This window comes from uncultured Thiodictyon sp. (assembly GCF_903946935.1).
Taxonomy (GTDB): domain Bacteria; phylum Pseudomonadota; class Gammaproteobacteria; order Chromatiales; family Chromatiaceae; genus Thiodictyon.
The window spans coordinates 23358-44823 of the sequence record NZ_CAJAXH010000158.1; the positions used below are offsets into that span (position 1 = coordinate 23358).

Annotated in this window: 14 protein-coding genes and 1 tRNA gene; 9 read left to right on the top strand and 6 right to left on the bottom strand. The window is 63.9% G+C overall.

What is annotated here, in order from left to right:
• Nucleotide 1: 1 nt before the first annotated feature.
• Nucleotides 2-86, bottom strand: a tRNA-Leu gene (locus QZX93_RS14305).
• A 135-nt stretch (nucleotides 87-221) separates the two neighbouring features.
• Here QZX93_RS14305 and rnr point away from each other — a divergent pair.
• The 7 genes from rnr to QZX93_RS14340 all read left to right on the top strand — a co-directional run bounded on the left by rnr (nucleotide 222) and on the right by QZX93_RS14340 (nucleotide 12145).
• Complete coding sequence (gene rnr / locus QZX93_RS14310) at nucleotides 222-2585, top strand: ribonuclease R (RefSeq protein WP_295393553.1); 2364 nt, start codon at nucleotides 222-224, stop codon at nucleotides 2583-2585.
• 313 nt (nucleotides 2586-2898) lie between these two features.
• Nucleotides 2899-3969: an AAA family ATPase gene (locus QZX93_RS14315; RefSeq protein WP_295393555.1), complete on the top strand. Its 1071-nt coding sequence runs from the start codon at nucleotides 2899-2901 to the stop codon at nucleotides 3967-3969.
• A complete protein-coding gene (locus tag QZX93_RS14320) occupies nucleotides 3966-4631 on the top strand; it encodes a DUF4276 family protein (RefSeq protein ID WP_295393557.1) in 666 nt (221 codons plus the stop codon). Before QZX93_RS14315 ends, QZX93_RS14320 begins: the two co-directional genes overlap by 4 nt.
• Entirely contained in the window at nucleotides 4615-7863 is a 3249-nt protein-coding gene (locus QZX93_RS14325) for a DNA methyltransferase (protein WP_295393559.1), read from the top strand. Before QZX93_RS14320 ends, QZX93_RS14325 begins: the two co-directional genes overlap by 17 nt.
• A gap of 3 nt (nucleotides 7864-7866) precedes the next feature.
• Entirely contained in the window at nucleotides 7867-9060 is a 1194-nt protein-coding gene (locus QZX93_RS14330; protein WP_295393561.1) for an AAA family ATPase, read from the top strand.
• Nucleotides 9057-9263 carry a hypothetical protein gene (locus QZX93_RS14335; protein ID WP_295393563.1) on the top strand — a complete coding sequence of 69 codons (207 nt, stop codon included), beginning with the start codon at nucleotides 9057-9059 and terminating at the stop codon, nucleotides 9261-9263. The genes QZX93_RS14330 and QZX93_RS14335 overlap by 4 nt, the downstream gene beginning before the upstream one ends.
• On the top strand, nucleotides 9260-12145 hold the full coding sequence (locus QZX93_RS14340; protein ID WP_295393565.1) for a BPTD_3080 family restriction endonuclease: 2886 nt from the start codon (nucleotides 9260-9262) through the stop codon (nucleotides 12143-12145). The genes QZX93_RS14335 and QZX93_RS14340 overlap by 4 nt, the downstream gene beginning before the upstream one ends.
• 66 nt (nucleotides 12146-12211) lie before the next feature.
• Here the strand turns inward: QZX93_RS14340 and QZX93_RS14345 are convergent, their stop codons facing one another.
• From QZX93_RS14345 to QZX93_RS14365, 5 genes are all read right to left on the bottom strand, one after another.
• On the bottom strand, nucleotides 12212-14227 hold the full coding sequence (locus tag QZX93_RS14345; protein ID WP_295393567.1) for a vWA domain-containing protein: 2016 nt from the start codon (nucleotides 14225-14227) through the stop codon (nucleotides 12212-12214).
• Between the two features lie 107 nt (nucleotides 14228-14334).
• Nucleotides 14335-15822 carry a hypothetical protein gene (locus tag QZX93_RS14350; protein WP_295393569.1) on the bottom strand — a complete coding sequence of 496 codons (1488 nt, stop codon included), beginning with the start codon at nucleotides 15820-15822 and terminating at the stop codon, nucleotides 14335-14337.
• Nucleotides 15819-17240 carry a hypothetical protein gene (locus QZX93_RS14355; protein ID WP_295393571.1) on the bottom strand — a complete coding sequence of 474 codons (1422 nt, stop codon included), beginning with the start codon at nucleotides 17238-17240 and terminating at the stop codon, nucleotides 15819-15821. Before QZX93_RS14355 ends, QZX93_RS14350 begins: the two co-directional genes overlap by 4 nt.
• Before the next feature lie 166 nt (nucleotides 17241-17406).
• A complete protein-coding gene (locus QZX93_RS14360; RefSeq protein ID WP_295393572.1) occupies nucleotides 17407-17601 on the bottom strand; it encodes a hypothetical protein in 195 nt (64 codons plus the stop codon).
• A 6-nt stretch (nucleotides 17602-17607) separates the two neighbouring features.
• On the bottom strand, nucleotides 17608-19629 hold the full coding sequence (locus QZX93_RS14365; protein WP_295393574.1) for an ABC transporter ATP-binding protein: 2022 nt from the start codon (nucleotides 19627-19629) through the stop codon (nucleotides 17608-17610).
• Between the two features lie 186 nt (nucleotides 19630-19815).
• On the opposite strand from QZX93_RS14365, the gene nhaD reads away from it, so the two are divergent.
• Both nhaD and QZX93_RS14375 read left to right on the top strand, forming a co-directional pair.
• Complete coding sequence (nhaD, locus tag QZX93_RS14370; RefSeq protein WP_295393576.1) at nucleotides 19816-21216, top strand: sodium:proton antiporter NhaD; 1401 nt, start codon at nucleotides 19816-19818, stop codon at nucleotides 21214-21216.
• A gap of 26 nt (nucleotides 21217-21242) precedes the next feature.
• The gene (locus QZX93_RS14375; protein ID WP_295393577.1) at nucleotides 21243-21449 is read left to right on the top strand and encodes a hypothetical protein; all 207 of its coding nucleotides are present in this window, start codon (nucleotides 21243-21245) and stop codon (nucleotides 21447-21449) included.
• The last annotated feature ends 17 nt before the right edge of the window (nucleotides 21450-21466 follow it).

Here is a 21466-nt window from a genome sequence, read left to right on the forward strand (position 1 = left end):
TTGGTGCCGAGAAGAGGACTCGAACCTCCACGGGTTGCCCCACTAATACCTGAAACTAGCGCGTCTACCAATTCCGCCACCTCGGCTTAGATTCCCTGCCAGGCCAGCTTGTGAGAGACAAGGCCGGTAAGGAGCGCGCATCTTAGTGAGACAGGGCGGGCTTGTCAACGCTACACTAGGCTATATTCGCCCAAGCCCCCAGATAGACTCAGTAACACCACGTGACTAGACGCAAATCGACCGACACCCCCCCAGAAGATCAGGCCCCGGCCCCGACCCAGGAGGCCGCACCCCCGGCCCCCAAGCGGCCCACCCGCAAGGCCAGCGCCAAGCCTGCCCCAGAATCTGGACAGGCCGCTTCCCCAGCGCCGACCGCCCGCGACCGCGACCCCAACCGTCAGCGCGAGGCGAAGAAGTACGAGAATCCCATCCCGAGCCGGGAGTTCATCCTCGACACCCTGACCGCCAACGGCGCCCCGCTCGGTTTCGGCGAGGTGGCAGTCGCCCTGCAATTGACCACCGAGCCCGACCTGATCGCGCTGGAGCGCCGCCTGGGCGCCATGGTCCGCGACGGCCAACTGCTGCGCAACCGCAAGGACGCCTTCTGCATCGTCAACCACCGGGACCTCATCGCCGGGCGGGTGATCGGGCATCAGGACGGTTTCGGCTTCGTGCGGCCGGACGAGGGCGGTGACGACATCTATCTCTACCCCAAGGACATGAAGTCGCTGTTCCATGGGGACCGGGTGGTGGTGCGCGTCAGCGGGCGCGACCGGCGCGGGCGCCTGGAGGGCTCACTGGTCGAGACCCTGGAGCGCAACACCCACACGGTGGTCGGCCGGCTCTATCAGGAGAGCGGCGTGGGCTTCGTGGCGCCTGACAACAAGCGCATCTCCCACGACGTCATCATCCCCAGCGACCGCTTAAACGGCGCCACCCATGGTCAGATCGTGGTGGCCGAGATCACCGACCAGCCGACCAGCCGCACCCAGCCGATCGGGCGGGTGTCGCAGGTCCTGGGCGATCACATGGCCCCGGGGATGGAGACCGACATCGCCATCCGCGCCCACGCCCTGCCGGTGGAGTGGCCGGCCGAGGTCGTGGCCGAGGTCGCCGGGCTCACCCCAGAGGTGCCCGAATCCGCCAAGGCGGGCCGCACGGATCTCCGCAAGCTGGCCCTGGTGACCATCGACGGGGCCGACGCCCGCGATTTCGACGACGCCGTCTACTGCGAGCGCAAGCCCAAGGGCTGGAAGCTCCTGGTGTCCATTGCCGACGTCTCGGCCTATGTGGTCCCCGGCACCGCCCTGGATACCGAGGCCCTGGAGCGCGGCAACTCGGTCTATTTCCCGGACCGCGTCATCCCGATGCTGCCGGAGGTCCTGTCCAACGGGCTGTGCTCGCTGAATCCGGACGTCGATCGGCTGTGCATGACCGCCGAGCTCTACATCGACACCGAGGGCAAGGTCACCCGCACCCGCTTCTTCCAGGCGGTGATGCGCTCCAAGGCGCGCCTGACCTATGACCAGGTGGCGGCCATGATCGTGGACCGCGACCCCACCCTGTGCGAACGCTTCGCCGCCGTCCTGCCGCATCTGCAAGACCTGCACGGGCTCTATCAGGTGCTGCACGCCGCCCGCGTGGAGCGCGGTGCCATCGACTTCGACACGACCGAGACCAAGTTCGTCTTCAATGCACAGGGGCGCATCAGCGCCGTGGTCCCGGTGATCCGCAACGACGCGCACCGCCTGATCGAGGAATGCATGTTGGCCGCCAACGTGGCCGCCGCCCGGCACTTTGAGCGCAAGAAGGTCCCGGCCCTCTACCGCATCCACGACCTGCCGAGCCAGGAGAAGCTGAGCGACCTGCGCGAATTCTTGGGCCAGCTCGCGCTCAAGCTCCCGGGCGGGGAGAAGCCGGTCGCGGCGGACTATGCCCAGTTGCTGCGCGAGGTCCAGGACCGGCCCGACCGCGCACTGATCCAGACCGTGCTGCTGCGCTCCATGCAGCAGGCCATGTACAGCGCCGAGAACGTGGGGCACTTCGGCCTCGCCTTCCCCGCCTACACCCACTTCACCTCGCCCATCCGCCGCTACCCGGATCTCGTGGTGCATCGCATCATCAAGCACCTGCTGGCGGACGGCACCGCGGAGGATTTGGACTATTCCAAGTCCGACCTCCAGCAGATCGGCGAGCACTGCTCCGGCACCGAACGGCGCGCCGACGAGGCGACCCGCGATGCCAACGACTGGCTCAAGTGCGAGTTCATGCAGGACAAGCTGGGCGAGGAGTTCGAGGGCACCATCACCAGCGTCACCTCCTTCGGCATCTTTGTGCAGTTGGACACCGTCCATGTCGACGGCCTGGTCCACATCACCGCCCTGGACAACGACTACTACCACTTCGACCCCATCGGCCACCGCCTCCAGGGCGAGCGCAGCGGCAACATCTACCGCCTGGGCGACCGCCTGCGCATCCAGGTGGCCGCGGTGAACCTGGACGATCGCAAGATCGACTTCGTGCTGGCGCCGACCGATGCGCCGGCCGCGGGGACCAGACCGGCGGGGCGGCGGCGCAAGGGGTGAGCGAGTGACCCAAGAGGGCGGTGCGCCTACGAAAAGGTCGCATGGGGGGCTTGGCGGGGCAAATGACTTGCCCGGCCCTGGGCCGTGAAGACCGCGTGAGGTTCTGTGGGAGCGGCCTCTGGCCGCGACGCAACCTCGGCGTGCCGGTTCGCATGACATCGCGGTCGCAGCCCGCTCCCACGGGGAATTTCATTGGCCGGGGTGGCTGGTGTCCTGCCATGGCCGTTAGCCTTGGTTCCAGGGAGCACAGCGCAAGACGCTAACCGTCGGAAATGAAGAACTGACTATGGGCGTTCTCGGAAGACTTAATCGAATGAAGGTCGAGGGCTACAAGTCCATCGAGCATCTCGACTTGCGCCTGAAGCAGCTTAACATCCTACTCGGCGCCAATGGCGCCGGTAAGTCCAACTTCATCGGCCTGTTCAGATTCGTCAACCAACTGGTCAATAAGAACCTGCAATTTCATGTCGCCCAGCAGCTTGGTGCGGACAAGCTGCTGTTCTTTGGACGTAAGCGGACCAGTGCGCTAACGATCGACCTGCACTTTACGCCGAACGCCTACAGTGTCACATTGGCTCCAGACGCGGCGGGAGGGCTGCTATTCCAAAAGGAAATATGCAAATTCTTCGGCCACTCCATCGGCTATTCCGGAGGCATCAAGCATTATCACTTGGGAACCCCCGGCGCCAGAGAATCCGCACTGCCCGACCAGCCACACACCAAAGATGCGACCGGCCATATCGTCGGCTACCTGCGAGATTGGAAGGTCTACCACTTCCATGACACGAGCGAATCCGCAAGAGTCAAGCAGCCCGGCCGCATCGACGAGACGGCGGTCCTCCTCCCCCAAGCGGACAACTTGGCAGCCTTTCTGCGCGCACTGCGCGAAACCCCGGCCTACGCCCTGATTGTCCGAACCATTCAACGCGTGGCGCCGTTCTTTCTCGACTTCGTTCTGGAACCAGAGCCGGCCAACGCCAGACAGATCCGGTTGCGCTGGCGGCACCGCGGAAGCGACGATACCTTCGATGCCGGCGACCTCTCCGACGGCACCCTGCGATTCATCTGTCTCACCACCCTGCTGCTGCAACCCCGGCTCCCAACGATCATCCTTCTCGATGAGCCGGAACTTGGTCTACACCCCTATGCGCTACAATTGCTTGCCGGAATGATGCGCACGGCATCCAGCCAGACCCAGATCATCGCCTCCACCCAGTCGGTCACGCTGGCCAATCAATTTTCCTGGGAAGACCTGATCGTCGTCGACTTGATAGATAACGCCTCCCGCTTCCGCCGCCTGAGCGCCGAAGAACTGGATCAGTGGCTTGACGACTACGCCATCGGTGAATTGTGGGAGAAAAACATCTTCGGGGGAACACCATGACCCTGCGGCCGGCGATCTCCGTGGAGGGTCAGACCGAGTACGAATTCTGCCGCGAGGTCCTCCGGGGGCATCTGGAGGCATTCTCTATCCATGTCGAACCCAAGATCGCCGTGACCAAGCGCAACCTGCGTGGACCGAACGCCATCGGGGGCGCCATCGGCATTGATCGTTTTCGCAACGAGGTCCGTCGCCTCCTGCCGTCGTTCGACTTCGTGACAACCCTGTACGATTTCTACGGCTTCAAAGACCGGGAGCCGAACGAAGCGCCCGATGCGCTATGCCACCGAATGAGCCTCAGTCTTGACGCGCCCCATCGACTGATACCCTACGTCCAGGTCTACGAATTCGAGGCACTGCTGTTCTCGGCACCTTCTGTGCTGGCACGGTATCTCGCTAAAGAAGCAATCGGCACCGCGATCGAGGCCGCCGTCGCCGGCTGCGGTGGTGCGGAGCAGGTCAATGACAGCCCGCAGACCGCGCCGTCGAAGCGTCTGAGCGCGTTGTTTCACGATCACCTGAACCAACGCTACGATAAGACCTTCCATGGTCCGCTCCTCGCGCTGGAAATCGGCCTACCGGCCATCCGCGCCGCCTGCCCGCGTTTTCACGGTTGGTTGTCGCGACTCGAAGGATTAGGGAGTAAAAATGTTCGTCGACCATAACTCGCAGACCCCGTCCGACCACCCGCAACAACTGACAGACCTGCTGCTGTCCCTGGTGCCGGCCGATGGCACCACGATCGGCAATACCGCGTTGCGGCGGCAGATCGAGGCGCACCTGGCACCCGAGGGTCTGACACTCGCGGAAGCCGACTATTGGCAAGCGCAGGCCGCGCTGATTGCCCAGGGGGTGCTGATCAAGGGTCAGGGGCGCGGCGGCACGGTCCGGCGGGCCAGTGCGACCGGGAGCAACACCGTAGACGACCTGGCCGACGGTGCCGATGGCTTTGCGCTTCAGACCCAACTGGCCCCACCCGCTGCCGCGTTGCCCAACAAGGCGAAGTCACCCAAGGCCATAGCAACGCCCAAGCCCAAGAGCCGCCCGGCGGCCGACGAGGCGGCCCAGGTCATCGCCTACCGCCACCTGGACAAACGCAAGAACAATCCGGAGGTCGGCATGGTCACGCCGGCCACCGACCCGGATGCCGGCAAGACCACTTGGGCCTACGATCCCCACCTCGACCCCGCGCTCACCTTCGACCCGCAGCGCGCCCACATCGAGTCACTGATCGACGATGCCCTGGCGTCCGGCGAGCCGGAGCGGATGCGCGCCGCGCTAGAGGAATTGAAGCGCCTGCAATCGCCCTATCTGAACTGGGCCGGCAAGGCCGAGCGCACCAACTTTGAGATCGATACCGTCAGCCTGCATGTGCATGAGCGTATCGACCCCGCCAGCATCCTCTCGGCCGTGCGCAAACGGATGAAGGGCGAAGGCCAGTCCAAGGGGGCAGAAAAGAGGATACAGCTTGGCCTGTTCGACGCCCCCTTCGAGAACCTCCCGCTGCGCGACGCCATCGACTTCTACCGCCACGAGCGCGGCTGGGCCAACCGCCTGATCGCCGGCGACAGCCTGCTGGTGATGAACAGCCTGCTGCAAAAGGAGGGCATGGCCGGCCGGGTGCAGATGATCTATATCGACCCGCCTTATGGCATCAAATACGGCAGCAATTTCCAGCCCTTCGTCGGCAAGCGCGACGTGAAGGACCGCAACGATGCGGACCTGACGCAGGAACCGGAGATGATCAAGGCGTTCCGCGATACCTGGGAGTTGGGCATCCATTCGTATCTCACCTATCTACGTGATCGGCTGTTGCTGGCGCGGGAACTGTTGCACGAGTCGGGCAGCGTGTTTGTGCAGATTTCGGATGAGAACCTGCACCATGTGCGGGAGATTATGGATGAAGTTCTTGGATCGGATAATTTTGTCAGCGTCATCGTAGTGCAAAAAACCGGAGGTCAAGCATCAGAGCTACTTGCAAATATTGCTGATTACTGTATTTGGTTTGCCAAGGACAAGGCGCGGCTAAAATATCATCAGGTCTATTTTGAAAAAGTTCTTGGCCAAGGTCATGGATCAGGGGAGCGATATAACTTATGCGACGAGAATGGTCATAGCTATAGATGGACCGCCTTGGTCTCGAATCGGCCTCCGGGCTCATTTCCGGTCGAGTTTCGCGGTGCCGCATGGAAGCCAAGCGGTGGTTTTTGGAAAACGGGCGAATTGGGCTTTACCCGCTTGATCAGAGCGGGGCGCATAAGTGGCGGCAGAAAAACGCTTCAGTACAAACGGTTCCTAGAGGATTTTCCCGCTTATCAGGTTTCAAACGTATGGACTGACGTCGCAGGGACTTCGGATAAAGTCTATGTCGTTCAGACCGCGATGGCAGTTGTGCAGCGCTGCCTCCTGATGACCACCGACCCCGGCGACCTGGTACTCGACCCCACCTGCGGCTCCGGCACCACCGCCTTTGTGGCCGAAAAATGGGGCCGCCGCTGGATCACCTGCGATACCTCGCGGGTGGCAACCACGCTCGCCAAGCAGCGGCTGATGACCGCCAGCTTCGACTATTACGAACTCAAATACGCGCACGAGGGACTGAAAGGCGGCTTTATCTATAAGACGGTGCCGCACGTCACGCTGAAATCGATCGCCAACAATCCGGAGATCGACAACATCCACGAGCGGATGCACCCCGCCATCATGGCGGCACTCGTCGACTTGAATACGGCCTTGAAGTCGCACCCACCGACCGACAGTCTTCTCGTGACCGAGGGCGGGCGCAAAGGTCAACGGCTCGCGGTCGGCAAGGGCACCGCCCTTGATGAATGGGAGGTGCCATTCGATTTTCCAGAGGGCTGGCCGGAGGCCGCCCGCCCGGTTTTTGATGCGTATCACAGTGCCCGCCAGGCGATGCAGCGGCAGATGGATCTGTCGATCGCCGCCCATGCCGATCAGGAGGTCCTGTACGACCAGCCCGCGGTAGCGAAGAACAAGCTGCGGATCAGCGGCCCATTCACCATGGAGGCAGTCCCCTTCCCGAGCGTGCAGTCGATGGACGAGCCCGGCGGTCCCGATGAGGCAGACGCCAGCATTGCCCGCACCGGCGAGTCCGGCCGTCAGCACCAATGGCGTGACGAACTACTCAAGACCGGCGTGCGCGGCAAGGGCGGTCAGATGCTCAAACTTGCCGATCTGGAGACCCTGCCCACCGATCCCGATCTGCGTCACCTGCACGCCAGCGGTCATCTGGATAGCGGCGAGCGGGTGGTGGTGAGCTTCGGCCCCGAGCATGCTGCGCTGGAGCAACGCCAGGTGGCCCATGCGTTCAATGAGGCGGGTAATCTCTTTCCGCTGCCGAAGATGATCCTATTCTGCGCCTTCGCCTTCGACCCGGAGGCGGCCAAGGACATCGACTCTATCAAAGGCGTCACGGCACTCAAGGCCCAAATGAACACCGACCTGCTGACCGAAGACCTGAAAAAGGCCCGCGCCGGCAACCAGAGCTTCTGGTTGATGGGTCAGCCGGAGGTTGAGGTCCGCCCGCGCAACGATGGCCGTTTTGAAGTCGAGGTGCATGGTTTCGACTATTTCGACACCGTCAAAGGCGAGCTGATCTCCGGTGGCAAGAGCAAGATTGCGATGTGGGCGCTGGATACCGACTATGACGAGCGCAGCCTGTTCCCGCGTCAGGTGTTCTTCCCAATGGCCGGCAAGGGCGAGGGCTGGGAAAAGTTAAAGAAGAACATCCGTGCCGAATTGGATGAATCCCTGCTGGACCAGTTCCGCGGCACCGTCAGCCTGCCCTTCGAGCCGGGCGAGAACCGCAAGATCGCGGTGAAGATCGTCGATGACCGCGGGATCGAGTCGCTGAAGGTGATGAATCTGGAGGGCTGAACCATGCAGATCGAATCGATCCGGCTAAAGAATTTTCGGGCATTCAGGGATGTCAACCTGAAAAGTATTCCGCGCTTTTGTGTCATGGTCGGCGCCAATGGCACCGGGAAGAGCACCTTGTTTTCGGTGTTCGCCTTCCTGCGCGACGCGATGACGACCAATGTGACGGCCGCGCTTGGCCGGCTGGGCGGCAGCCGGGGACTGGCGGAGGTACGCAGCCGGGGAACCACCGGTCCCATTGAAATCGAGATCAAGTTGCGCACGACCCTGTCCGAGGGCCGTTCGCGCCTGATTACCTATGAACTGCATATCGACGAGCTGAATCACCGCCCGGCGGTGGTCCGCGAGATTCTGCAATACCGCCGTGGCAGTCGCGGCCAGCCGTGGCGCTTCTTGGATTTTTCCAAGGGTGTCGGTGAGGCGGTGACCAATGAACTGGACTCGGTCGCCGATGAAAAGCAGCTAAAACGCGAACAGCAAACCCTCAAGAGCCCCGACATCCTCGCCATCAAGGGACTGGCGCAGTTCGAGCGATTCCCGGCGGTGGTGGCCCTGGGTAACCTGATCGAGAACTGGCACCTCTCCGATTTCCATATCAGCCGGGCGCGACCCGAGGCCGAGGCGGGGTACGCCGAGCATCTGTCGCGTGAGGGTGAGAACCTGTCACTCGTCGTCGAGTATTTGTTCAATCACCATCCCAAGACCTTTGCCGAGATCTTGAGCCGCCTGCAGCGACGCGTGCCGGGAATCACGCAGGTCGAGGCGAAAACGACCGAGGAGGGCCGCGTCCTGCTGAAGTTTCAAGACGGATCATTCGAAGACCCGTTTCTCGCGCGCTACGTGTCAGACGGAACGATCAAAATGCTGGCGTACCTGGTTCTACTCTATGACCCCAGCCCCCACCCGCTATTATGTGTCGAGGAACCTGAAAATCAGCTTTACCCATCGCTGCTTTGGGACCTGGCAGAAGAGTTTCGCGCCTATGCCGAGCGCGGCGGACAGGTCTTCGTCACAACGCATTCGCCGGATTTTCTCAACGCAGTACAACTCGATGAAGTCTTTTGGCTGGTCAAGGATCAGGGCTACACCTCCGTCCACCGCGCCGCGGACGATGAGCAGTTGCGTGCCTATATGGCAGATGGCGACCAGATGGGGTACCTCTGGAAACAAGGACTCTTTGCGGGAGCGCATCCGTGATCGAGCATGTGCATGACCGCTCAGCCAAGTATCGCAACCCGGATGCCTTGGGAAGCCCGTCGCAGGAACTTCGCCGAGTGATCCAGAGCTACCAGAAGCGTGATGGCGCCCGGCGCATCGCCCCGCTCTTGTTGCCGGAACGCAATCGGTCAAGCAGCTTTCAGGCGTTGTATCGGTCACTCAGCTGCCTGGCGAGTTCATGAAACATCCCACCTCGCTCATTATCAGCTCCCCCTTCGAGCGGCCCACCCATCATTGGCGCCGCGCCGGCGACAGCCGACTCGCATTGCTTGAAGGCCGCCGCCCGGCGGGTTACGAGGTCTTCGACACCCGCAATAACACGGTGCGCACCGTGCCGCTGGAGCGCGTCAACCGTATCCGCGAGCGGGTGGACGCCTGGCGCGCAGCCGACTACCCGGGCGTCACCGCGGTGACGCGCCAATTGCTCGAACACTGGCAGGACCCGCAGACCAGTCGGCAATACGCCTTCTATTTCTGCCAGATCGAGGCCATCGAGACACTCATCTGGCATGTGGAGGCACCGCCCGACTTCAAGCAGGGTATCGCCGTGCCTGGCGATGGCGGCGCCTGGGAGCGACTCTGCAATAAGATGGCGACCGGCAGCGGTAAGACCGCGGTGATGGCGATGATCATCACCTGGCAGGTCCTCAATGCACTGACCTATCCGAAGCGCAACAAGGACTTCTCGCGCGCCATCTTTATCGTTGCACCCGGACTGACGGTGAAGGAGCGCTTGCGGGTGCTGCAACCGGGAAACCCGGAAAACGACTACGATACCTTCGCACTCTGTCCGAACGAGGCCCTGCGCCAGCGGCTCAATCAGGTCGAACTGCTGATCGACAACTGGCACAACCTGATGCCGCTCAAAGATCGGGACCGCTCGGTGGTCAAAAAGGGAGCGGAAAGCGACGAGGCCTTTGTGCGGCGGGTGCTGGGCCGACTCGCGGGCGCCAGGGACCTGGTCATCATCAACGACGAGGCCCATCATGCCTACCGCAAACCGGCCGAACTGAAGATCAGCAAGAAGGACGCGGAAGCCCTTGGCATCGACCTCGACGAGGCCACCCGCTGGATCGAAGGGCTTGATCGTATCCACAAGAAGCGGCGCATTGCCCGCTGTTTCGATCTCTCCGCGACACCCTTCGCACCGACCGGCAAGACCAGCACTGAGGCCGCGCTGTTCGAGTGGGTGGTCTCCGATTTCGGCCTGAACGACGCCATCGAGGCCGGGTTGGTCAAGACCCCGCGCGTGGTGATCCGCGACAACGCCTTGGCGAATACGCAGACCTATCGCAGTAAGCTCTATCACCTCTACCGGGAACCGGAAGTGGCGGAAGACCTGAACCGGCGCGGCGCGGAGCCGCACGAGGCCCTGCCGCAGATCGTGCAGGAGGCCTATACGCTGCTCGGGGCCGACTGGCGTGAGACATTGAATGCGTGGCGGGAAGCGGGACACCTGTCTCCGCCCGTGATGCTGACGGTCTGCAACCGGACTGAAACCGCTGCACGCATCGAGCACTATTTTAGTCAGGGCGATGCGTATTGGCCGGAACTGACCGCACCCGAGCGCACTTTACGTGTCGACTCCAAGGTGTTGGACAAGGCCGAGATCGGCGAGGTGGCCGGCGCCGACAAGGCCTATGAGGACGTACTGCGGGGTATCGTGGAAGCAGCGCGCATTCCGGAAACGCGCAAGGTAGCGCTGCGCGCGATGAAGAAGGAGGAGCTGCTGCGCGCCATCATCGACAACGTTGGCAAGCGCGGCAGCGCCGGTCAGGACCTGCAGAATGTCATCTCGGTGGCCATGCTGTCCGAGGGCTGGGATGCCAAGAATGTAACCCATATCATGGGGCTACGCGCCTTCACCAGCCAATTGCTGTGCGAGCAGGTGATCGGGCGCGGGCTGCGGCGTGTATCCTATGAGACGGAACCGGTGATCTGTCCGGACGGTCAGACACGGGCACTGTTCAAGGCGGAATACGTCAATATATTCGGGGTACCGCTGTCGATTTTTCAGGAAACCGACGACGACGGCAAACCGCCGCCACCACCCAAGCCGAGCACCCAGATCGAATCCATCCCAGAGCGCAGCGAGTTGGAGATTACCTGGCCCAATGTGCTGCGCGTCGATGTGGTGGTACGGCCCGAGTTGGTGGTGGATTGGTCGACCATGCCGCCGCTGAAGATCGATCCGGCGCAGATCCATATCGCCGCGGACCTGGCACCGGCATTGGGTGGTGCGGCCGATCTATCCAAGGCGGTCGCTATCGATCTTGCGGCATTGCCCGAGGAATTCCGGCTGCAGCGGCTGTTGTTCCTGGCCGCGCGCAAGGCGTTGGCCACCGTCGAGCACGGGTTTACCGGCGGGCGGGAGTGGCTCATTCAGCAGCTGGTGCGTCTGGTCGAACAGTTCTTTGCCTCCGACCGACTGGACATCCCCTCGCTGTTTCACCAGGACCCGCTGCGCAAGCGGATTCTCATTGCGTTGTCCATCGACACACTCGTCGGGCATGTGGTCGCCCAGATTCAGCAGCAGAACAGCGAGCGGCTGGAGCCGGTATTCGACGCAGAGTTCCCCATCGGCTCGACCCGCCTGATGCGCACCTGGTACTCGACCAGGCATTGCCTTGAGACCACCAAGTCCCAGATCAGCCACGCGGTGGCCGACAGCACCTGGGAGCATTACACCGCTACGCTATTGGAAACTCATCCGGAGGTAGCCGCTTATGCCAAGAACGATCATCTGGGCTTACAGATTTATTATCTGTGGCGCGGCAGCCGGCGGCGCTTCGTACCCGATTTCGTGATCCGGTTCGCGAATCGTAAGCAATTGGTGCTTGAGATCAAGGGCGAGGACTCCGACCAGAACCGCGCCAAACGTCTGGCCCTCGACACCTGGGTGCGCGCGGTGAACGCACGCGGCGGCTTCGGTATCTGGTGCTGGGATGTCGTGAAGGCCGAGCCGTCACGGGTTAATGACGTGATCGCGCATCACGCTGGCAGTCCTGGGCATAGCGAAGCAATTGGCGAAGGCACCACGGCAGTCGCGCCGCCCAACGCCTGATTTGGCTCGGCCGGCGGCCAACCGACCCGCTGCGGTGGCCGGGACGACGATCAAGGCCTTCGAGGTTTAGGGAAGGTCGGTCAGCGGAATCGGATACACCAACTCGGCCGGGTCGCTCTTGCCGCTCTGGGCCAGGTCCACCCATTTGTCCTGATCGGCATAATAGAGGCCATAGCGGCGGATCTTTTTGTTGAGCTGGTCGATGAACTCGTATTGCCGCATGGTGCCCCAGCGTGTCCAGGTGTCCTGGGTCAGGGTCAATACGTCGCTCTTGTAGGGCAGGCCCTGGAGGTATTCCCCGAGCAGGCCCAGGTCCGCCAGCCGGGTGGACTCCTCGATGCCGCCGGCCAGGGGGTCGACGCTGAAACGCGCGGCGACCGAGGCGAGGCGGTTGAAGAAGCTGCGGGCCGTGTTCTCGGCGTTCAGGTCGGTCTCGGCCGCCTCGACGATGCCCTTCAAGACCAGTTGCAGGTCGGAGAGTTGGTCCTTGGTCAGCAACACCCGCACATCCACGGCGGCGCGGGAGGGGTCGGCGAAGTCCTTGTCGCTGATCCAGGCCTCGAAGACCTCCGGCGCCCGCGTCCCCTGGACCTGCCCCAGATAGGCGAGCCGTGCGGCGTGGCCCAGGCTGTCGACGATCGCCCGGATCTGTGCCGACTGGTCGCCTGCGGCGGCGTTCAGCGCGGGCCCGGGCTGGCCTGCGGGTTGGCCTCCAGGCTGGCGCGCCAGGTTCTCGATCAGCCGCCCGGCATAGGCGTCGATGGCGGTGCCGAAGGCGGCCACACTTCCGTCGGCGATAGCGAAATAGGCGGTCTGTTGGTTGACCGCATTGGTGGCGAGGGTCTGGTACTGCCCGGCGGCGGTCTCGGTGTCGCCCAGGCGCCGGGCCTCGGGGGTGAGCAGGTGCAGCACGGCGATGGAGGTCCCGGCCTCGCCGACGAGCCCGCGCAACCGTTGCGCATCCAGCCCGGTGCTGGATTGCACCCGCTGCCCGGTCGCGCCGTCGCGCTGGGTGCCGTCGAGCGCGCCGGCATCGGTGATCAGGATGATGTGGCGTTCGGCGAAGCGCTGCCGCCAGTCGGGGGTGTCCAGCGCGGCCTGGATACCGGCATAGGGGTCCTCGTCGAAGTGCTCGGTGGAGACCCGCGCCTCGTCCAAGGTGCCGACTCGCCGCAGAAAATCGCGCCCGTCCTGGACCTCGGCGGGATTGGCATAGGTGCGGGCGACGAATTGCAGCTCGCGCGCCTTGTCCGGGTCGCTCGCCGCGGCCCGGAAGGAGACCAGTCCGAAGGCGACCCGATCGAGCAACCCGGCCTTGGCGATCTGCTGGTAGAAACGCCCGACGGCGGCCTTGGTCTGGGCGATATAGGGTCCCATGGAGCGCGTGGAGTCGATCACGAAGACCACGGCGGCGCGATAACCCGCGGCGACTGCCGGCGTGCCCGGGGCGGTGGCCGTGGCGCCCGGGCGGAGGGCGGGGTTGGGCAGGGTCACCGAGGCGACCTTGAGCGCCCTCACCTTATCGCCGCTGGCGGCGCGGGTTTCGGCGAAGTCCAGGATCGGCAACAGATAGAAGTGCCGGCTGAAATCGATGAAGTTGGCGGGCTCGACGGCCAATACACCGGGGTCCGGTCGCCCGGCGGCGACGGTGCGCCGCAGGGCGTCGGCGGCCTGTCCCGGGTTGGGGCTGTCGAGGATCGCGCGCAGGTCGTCCCAACTGCGCATGAACAGCATGGGCGCGCGCCCGGCGCCCTGGTTGGTGAAGGCCAGGGTGAGTTGCTGCTTCCAGGGAATGGTGTGTGCCGCCGCCAGCCAGCCCAAGATGCTGTGGTCGCGGGTCCCGGTGCCGACCCGCAACCAGTCCTGTCCGTCGACACCCTCCCGGGCATAGACATAGAGTCTGGACAGGGCCTTGATCGAAGACTGCCCCGGCGCCCCCGGGGCCGCGGCAATCATGGCGCCCGGTCGGGTCAGTACCCGCTCATAGAGTGCGCGCTTGCCGGGTGGGTGCAGGGGTTCCGCCGCGACGGCGAAGGTACAGGCCAGCAGTATGAGCAACAGCCGGTGCGTCGGTCGGGCCATGCTAGCGCTCTCCCAGTCACCGGGCGGATAAGTCGCCGGCGCGCAGATCGCACCGAAACACCTTGGCGAGCTTGGCGCCTTGGCGTGAGAGCTGTGTTTTCATGCGCTCAGGCCTTCGCGGTGTCGCGCGACGCAAAGGACTCGGGGAAGGCGCGGATCAGGATGCGCCGTGCCAATTGGAAGGCAAAGCTCTCGCGCTGGGTACGCGAGAACTCACAATGGCGGAACAGGGTCGCCTCGCCGGATTCGCTGACCGCCGTCCAGCCGTATCTCACCCGGCGCATGCGGCTGGGGTAAAACCAGAACATGCGATACAGGCTCTGCAGGAAGAACTGCCGGTCGCGCTCATCCACCCGGTTGGGGGTATCCTTCTCCAGTTCCCGGATCAGTTGGTCATAATAGGGATCGTTGTCGTCGCTCCGGCGCTGCTCGCTGAGCATGCGTTTGGTCTCGAAATAGACCCGATCCAGGGGCAGCTTGCGCCCATCGGCATCGGCGCCGATCATTTCGGCGGCGGCGTCCTCAGTCACCTCCCCGAAGGTGCGACTCAGCAGCCCGAGCAGCAGTTCCTCATGGGGCTGCGACTCGCGTGGAAAGGCAAACATGGCCCGCAGGTCTGCCATGAAGATGAAGGCCACGTCGGCCTCGCTCAGGTCGTCGAGCAATTGGGTGTGAGAGGTCCAATTGCGGACCTCTTTGAGAATGGTGCCGAAGCTCGCCATGTAGGTGGACTTGTCCGGCAGGTGGTTGACCTTGGCGCGATTGTCCCATTCCCGGCTGAGCGCGTGCAGCAGGATGCGGTAGCGCTGCTTGCGCTGCTCGCTGCTGGGCGGCGCGCACAGCGGCAGCAGGGCCGTCATGCTGGCCAGATAGTCGCGTACATAGTCGGGGGAGGCGGGGCCCGGGGGCCATTCCGGTTCGTCCTCGCGCTTGAAGAAGAGCGAGAACAGGAGCCCGTCATCGCCGCGCCGGTCGAGCAGCTCCTCGGCCGCGGCGCAGCCCATGAGTACGCCGCGGCGCAGCACGGAATAGGCGTCGGTCTGTTTCTCGGCAATCCACTGGCGTACGACCTCATCGTGCTTAGTATAGATGAGCGGCGCCGTCAGCTTGGCCGCCTCGAAGGCGTGTGTAATGGAGGTGAGCTGATCGCCGTGATTGGAGCAGAACAGGATATGCCGCCGCGGGAAGCCGGCCTCGATCAGCAGTTCGGTAAAGATGTGATAGCCGGCGACCTTCTTGAGCTCGCTGACGGCCGCACGCCAGCCTGCACCCAGGGGTTCGGCGGTCTCCTTCAGGTACTTCTTTTCGCGCAGGAAGCGGTCGATCTCGGCGACCGACTCCGGGTCGTCCAGGTCGTAATCCTCATAGGGCTTGAGGTCGATGTCGATGACCACATAGTCGATTTCGGCCAGTTGCTGCGGGTCGCGCACCAGGTGGTAGGCCTCGAAAAAGGTCGTCTTGAGTGTGATCCCGCGCGGGCTCAACCAATCTTTGAGGTCGGGCAGGTCCGTCGGGCACTCGGGCAACCCGAATACCTGATCGACGGTCACCCGGATGTCGCCTTCAAAGTCCTCGATCCACAGAAAATGGCTCATGGGTGTTGCTCTAGGAACAGGTTCTCGGGCAATTGCAGCGTCAGATTGAACGAACGTCCGGCCGCGGTGGTGCTGACCCGACCATCGAGCTTCTCGATCAGCAGGTGCAGAAAATCATGGCCGCGGCCGCTGCCCTTGACCATCGCCGCGGCGCTGGGCGTGGTCGGATTGTCGAGTGTGAGTTCGACCAGATCGCCGGTGCTGACCCACGACGCCTGGGTCGGGGCGCAGTCCTCGGAGGCGTAATATTTGAACAAGTTGGTGAAAGACTCGGTAAAGAGGATGGTGAGGAAAGACCCGGTGGTCCCGAAGGGGGTAAAGCGGATCGCTGACTCGGTAAAGCCCTGCGTCTGCAATGGGAAGAAGCGTTCAGCGACCCAGTCGCACAGGTCGGTGAGCCGTGCCCGCGGCAGTAAATCCATCAGCGACCTCTCCCATTCCCCGCGCAGGCGTTCCGCTAGCGGTCGATGGCGCTCGTGCCAATCCCGCAGACGGGTCCCGGTCGGGACCAGGGCGGTGCGGCGCGCGTAACACAGGAAATGCTGTTGAATGCGCTCACTCCCGCGCTGGGTGAGCAGTTGCCCCAGGGCGAGACCCAGCGAGCGAACCACCATCTCCTCCAGGGTGGCCGTGCCGTCCTGGTCCTCATGGAGCTTAAGGCGCAGCAGTTGGGTATTAGTGGAGATCAGGCCGAAGATATCAAGCAGACCACGCATGGTGTTGACCGCCTCGCGGTGGACCCAGGGGCTGTTCTCGTGTTCCGTGTTATAGACAATACGGTCCAGCGATCCGCGGAATTTGTGCGCCACCAGGGCCATCACGTCCTCCTGCTCCTTGTTCTTGATGCGCAGCACCTCGGCGTCATAGCGTGCGCGTTTGGCGATCTCGCTCTTGGCGTGCAGGCGGCGCAGGTAGCGCAGTTGAAAGAGGTAACCGCGATAATATTCCTCGGACAGCAGGATCAGGCAGAAGATGGGGACGGTGAGCATGGTCAGCATCTCCATCGCGTGCCCGCCTTCGAGCGGGAGGGACGCCGGGAAAATCAGCGCGCGCCCCAGGATCAGGGAGGCAAAGGCCATCATCCCGTAGGCGTACCGGTTCAGGTAGCGTGGGTTGCGATTGGTATAACGGATCGGATCGGAGAAGACGCGGATAGCCGGAAACAAGACCGACACGCGATCGCTCCCGGGGGTGTCCGGCAGTGCCGAGCGGGCCAGCCGTGCGATCCGATGATAGCCCCGCCGGCCATAGGCGGCCGCCATGATCACGATGGCCACGTACACGAAAAACGCGACCGGCGACTCGGTATACATGGCGCTGAGCGAGGGCAGGCTGCCCGTCGACAGGTAGACCAGATAGGTCGCACCCTCCATCAGGCAGTAGCCGAACGTGATCTTGGCGAAGGTTGTGATGTGCATGGTCGCGGTGGCTCGGGGGCCGGCAAGGGGGCTCGATGGCGGCCGCTAAGGATCGCACGGCCAGCCGGGGAGTGCCAGGGAGCGGGGCGCGACAGGCAGGGCCGCAGGGCGCAAGATCCTGATCGTCCAGCAGTCGGCCCCGGTCCTCGCCCAACCCTGGCATCGCCTATTCCGGCGGCTTGGACCGGGCGGCGGCCGTTTGTGCCAAGTAACGCAGCAGGAACTCTTCATCCAGCGGCGACAGGTCGAATTGCTTGGCGGCCTCCTCCACGCCGCAGGCGGTATGATTGCCGGTGTCAGAGATCCATTGGACCGCTCGACACAGCCGCTCTTTATCACCGATCAGTTGGTAGTGCGTCATCGCGGCCTACTCATCCAGCCGCAGGCAATGCACCGCCCGCCCGTCCCCGAGCCTGGTCTCGCCCGGATAGTTGCGACTGCACGCCTCAATGGCATCCGGGCAGCGCGGATGGAAATAGCAGCCGGTGGGCGGGTTGGCCGGCGAGGGCATGTCGCCCTCCAAGCGGATGATCTGGCGGCGGTTGGCCGGGTCCACCACCGGCACCGCGGACAGCAGCGCCCGGGTGTAGGGGTGGCGGGGGTCGTCTAGCACCCGATCCACCGGCCCCCGTTCGACCACGCGCCCCAAATACATCACCGCCACCTCGTGTGCCAGATAGGCGAGCACCGAGATGTTGTGGGTGATGAAGAGATAGGCAAGCCCCAGTCGCTCTTGCAGGTCCTTCAGCAGATTGAGGATCTGCGCCTGGACCGAGACATCGAGCGCGCTGGTCGGCTCGTCGCAGACGATCAGCTTGGGCTCCACCGCGAGCGCGCGGGCGATGCACAGACGCTGGCGCTGGCCACCGGAGAACTCGTGCGGGTAACGCTCGGCGGCCTCTGGGCTCATGCCGACCAAGTCCAGCAGTTCCGCCACGCGCGTCACTCGCCCGGCGCGGGTGCGTTTGATGCCCAGCGCCTGCAAGCCCTCGCCGATGATGTCGCCGACCAACATGCGCGGGTTCATGGAGGCGAAGGGGTCCTGGAAGATGATCTGCAGGTCCTTCCTGAAGGGCCGCATCCGCCGGTGCCCCAGGCCGCGCAGTTCCCGATCCAGATAGCGCACCGAGCCGCCGGTGGGGGCGATGAGCTGGAGTATGCCCTTGCCGACGGTGGTCTTGCCACAGCCGGACTCGCCGACCAGGGCCAGGGTGCGGCCGGTTGAAAGGGTCAGCGACACCCCGTCCACCGCGCGCACCTGGCCGACCACCCGGCGGAAAACGCCGCGCTGGATGGGGAAATGGACGGCCAGGTCCTGAACCTTCAGCAGGTCGCCGACGGTCGCCGGGCCGGTCGGCGGCGGTACTTCCGGATGGATCGGTTGCGCCGCAGCACGTGCGGGCGGGACGCCCGCGCTCCCGATCCAGAGATGACAGCGCACCCCGCGCCCCGCGGCCAGGTCGGTCCAGTCGGGGGTGTCGGTGCGGCATACCGGCAGCACCTCGGTACAGCGCGGGGCGAAGCGGCACCCGACAAAGGGCTGGTCGAGCGGCGGCACCCGTCCGTGGATCGCCGCGAGCCGCCCTTGGCGCTTATCCGCCCCGGGCAGGCTCTCCATCAGGCGCCGACTGTAGGGGTGGGCGGGGGCGGCGAAGAACTCGGCGACGCTCCCGGTCTCGACGATCTCACCGGCATACATCACCGCCAGCCGGTCGGCGGTCTCGGCCACCACCCCCAGGTCGTGGGTGATCAGCAGCACCGCCATGTCGGTGGTGCGCTGCAAGTCCTTCAACAGCCGCAGCACCTGGGCCTGGATGGTGACGTCCAAGGCCGTGGTGGGCTCGTCGGCAATCAGCAGCTCCGGGTCGCCGGCCAAGGCCATGGCGATCATCACCCGTTGCTTCATCCCGCCGGAGAGTTGGTGCGGGTACTCGTGCAGGCGCCGCGCCGGGTCCGGGATGCCCACCGCGTCCAACAGCTCCAGCACCCGGTCCTCCACCAGTCGGCGCGGGTGGCCCTCGTGGACCCGCACCGCCTCGCCGATCTGCTCGCCCACGCTCAGCACCGGATTGAGCGAGGTCTGGGGCTCCTGGAAGATCATCGCCATGCGCCCGCCGCGCCGGACGCGCATCTGCGCCTCCGTCAGGCGCAGCAGGTCGGTGCCGGAGAGTTTCACGCGCCCGGCGGCGATCCGCCCGCCGGGGGGCAGCAGGCGCATCAAGGAGAGCGCGGTCATGGACTTACCGCAGCCGGACTCCCCGAGCAGTGCAAAGGTCTCGGCGCGGCGCAGGGTGAAGCTCAGATCGTCCACGACCACCGCCGGCGGGGCGTCGACGGCGGTCCCGATGCGGGTGGTGAGTCCCTGGACCTCGAGCAGGATATCGGTCATGGAATGCTGGCCTCGGGCCTTGGTGGTGGACTGCAAGCTTGCCGGTGCCGTGGCGGTGAAGTCAACGTGACCGAATCAACGCAGGCCGGAACCAAGGCGAACCGGCGTCGCGGCCGGTCCCCAGGGTTGGACCACGCGACCGCTTGGGTTATGGTGTCCTGGTCTTAGGTCCCCGGAGGTCTCCCCATGTTCGCCGTACCCGCCGTCCTCGTCGGGGCGCTGGCCTTGTTGCTGCCCAGCGCCCTGCTGGCAGCCGAGGACGCGCCCCAACTCCACCTGATCGACCACCCGGTCGCGCTGCTGACACTGGCGGTGTTCATCGTTGCCTATGTGGTGGTGATGGCGGAGGAGTTCCTGCACCTGCGCAAGTCCAAGCCGGTGGTGCTCGCCGCCGGTGCGATCTGGGCCATGCTCGCCTGGGTTTCCGCCCAGCAGGGGGCGCCCCACGCGGCGGAGCAGGCGTTACGCCACGCCTTCCTCGACTTCGCCGAGCTGATGCTGTTCCTGCTGGTCGCCATGACCTACATCAACGCGCTGACCGAGCGGCAGGCCTTCGAGGCCCTGCGCGCCTGGTTGATCCGCAAGGGCTTCGGGCTGCGCACGCTGTTCTGGATGACCGGGGCGCTGGCCTTTGTCATCTCGCCGGTGGCGGATAATCTGACCACCGCACTCCTGATGTGTGCCGTGGTGCTGGCGGTGGGCGGTGACAATCACCGCTTCGTGATGCTCGCCTGCATCAACATCGTGGTGGCCGCGAACGCGGGCGGGGCCTTCAGTCCATTCGGCGATATCACCACGCTGATGGTCTGGCAGAAGGGCCTCATCGGCTTCTTCGGCTTCTTCGCCCTGTTTATACCCGCACTGGTGAATTGGCTGGTCCCCGCCATCCTCATGCACTTTGCGGTGCCCGATCTCAAACCCGTGATGTCGTCGGCAGCGGTGCCGATGAAGCGCGGTGCGCGGCGCATCGCTGTACTGTTCCTGCTCACCATCGCGACGGCCGTGAGTTTCCATCAGTTTTTGCACCTGCCGCCGGTCATCGGCATGCTCACCGGGCTGGCCTATCTCCAGTTTTTCGGTTTCTTTCTGCGTCAGACCCACACCCGGTGGAACCATCGCTATCGTGACCGGGCCAACGAGGTTGGCGACATGCTGCCATTCGATGTCTTTGCCCCGGTCGCCCGCGCCGAATGGGATACCCTGCTCTTTTTCTATGGCGTTGTGCTGTGCGTTGCGGGGCTGGGCTATGTCGGCTATCTGTCGTTGGTCTCGGATGTCATGTATCTGCAATGGGGGGCGACCGCGGCCAATATCGGGGTTGGGCTCATCTCGGCGGTGGTCGACAATATCCCGGTGATGTTCGCGGTACTGTCCATGAGTCCCGATATGAGTCACACGCAATGGCTGCTGGTGACTCTGACCGCGGGGGTCGGCGGCTCACTCCTGTCGATCGGCTCGGCGGCGGGCGTGGGGCTCATGGGCCAGGCGCGCGGCCGCTATACCTTCTTCGGCCATTTGAAATGGACCCCGGCAATTGCCCTTGGCTATTTCGCGAGTATCTGGGTGCATCTGCTGATCAACGGGTGATCCGGCGCCAGTCTGGTGCCGGCAAAATGAAGATTGTCACCTCTTTTCCGGACATAAAAGTTAAAGTGGTATCGTCTTTCCCTGATCTCAAGGTGCAGAAGGTTCAGTCATTCCCTTCGACGTGTGGGAAATGGGAAATTGTGACCGGTTTTCCCGATACCACGATCGAGTTTGTTGATTCTTTCCCTGATGTGAAAATTGAGTTCGTGGACGCTTCCCCCGGCCTGCGATGAACAGCAATTTAGGCCGT

Bases quoted from the DNA above. Each gene is read 5' to 3' on its own strand.
- QZX93_RS14315 (WP_295393555.1), top strand. From the start codon at position 2,899: ATGAAGGTCGAGGGCTACAAGTCCATCGAGCATCTCGACTTGCGCCTG.
- QZX93_RS14345 (WP_295393567.1), bottom strand. From the start codon at position 14,227: ATGGCCCGACCGACGCACCGGCTGTTGCTCATACTGCTGGCCTGTACC.
- QZX93_RS14325 (WP_295393559.1), top strand. From the start codon at position 4,615: ATGTTCGTCGACCATAACTCGCAGACCCCGTCCGACCACCCGCAACAA.
- QZX93_RS14355 (WP_295393571.1), bottom strand. From the start codon at position 17,240: ATGCACATCACAACCTTCGCCAAGATCACGTTCGGCTACTGCCTGATG.
- QZX93_RS14330 (WP_295393561.1), top strand. From the start codon at position 7,867: ATGCAGATCGAATCGATCCGGCTAAAGAATTTTCGGGCATTCAGGGAT.
- nhaD (WP_295393576.1), top strand. From the start codon at position 19,816: ATGTTCGCCGTACCCGCCGTCCTCGTCGGGGCGCTGGCCTTGTTGCTG.
- QZX93_RS14375 (WP_295393577.1), top strand. From the start codon at position 21,243: ATGAAGATTGTCACCTCTTTTCCGGACATAAAAGTTAAAGTGGTATCG.
- QZX93_RS14320 (WP_295393557.1), top strand. From the start codon at position 3,966: ATGACCCTGCGGCCGGCGATCTCCGTGGAGGGTCAGACCGAGTACGAA.
- QZX93_RS14360 (WP_295393572.1), bottom strand. From the start codon at position 17,601: ATGACGCACTACCAACTGATCGGTGATAAAGAGCGGCTGTGTCGAGCG.
- QZX93_RS14365 (WP_295393574.1), bottom strand. From the start codon at position 19,629: ATGACCGATATCCTGCTCGAGGTCCAGGGACTCACCACCCGCATCGGG.
- QZX93_RS14340 (WP_295393565.1), top strand. From the start codon at position 9,260: ATGAAACATCCCACCTCGCTCATTATCAGCTCCCCCTTCGAGCGGCCC.
- QZX93_RS14350 (WP_295393569.1), bottom strand. From the start codon at position 15,822: ATGAGCCATTTTCTGTGGATCGAGGACTTTGAAGGCGACATCCGGGTG.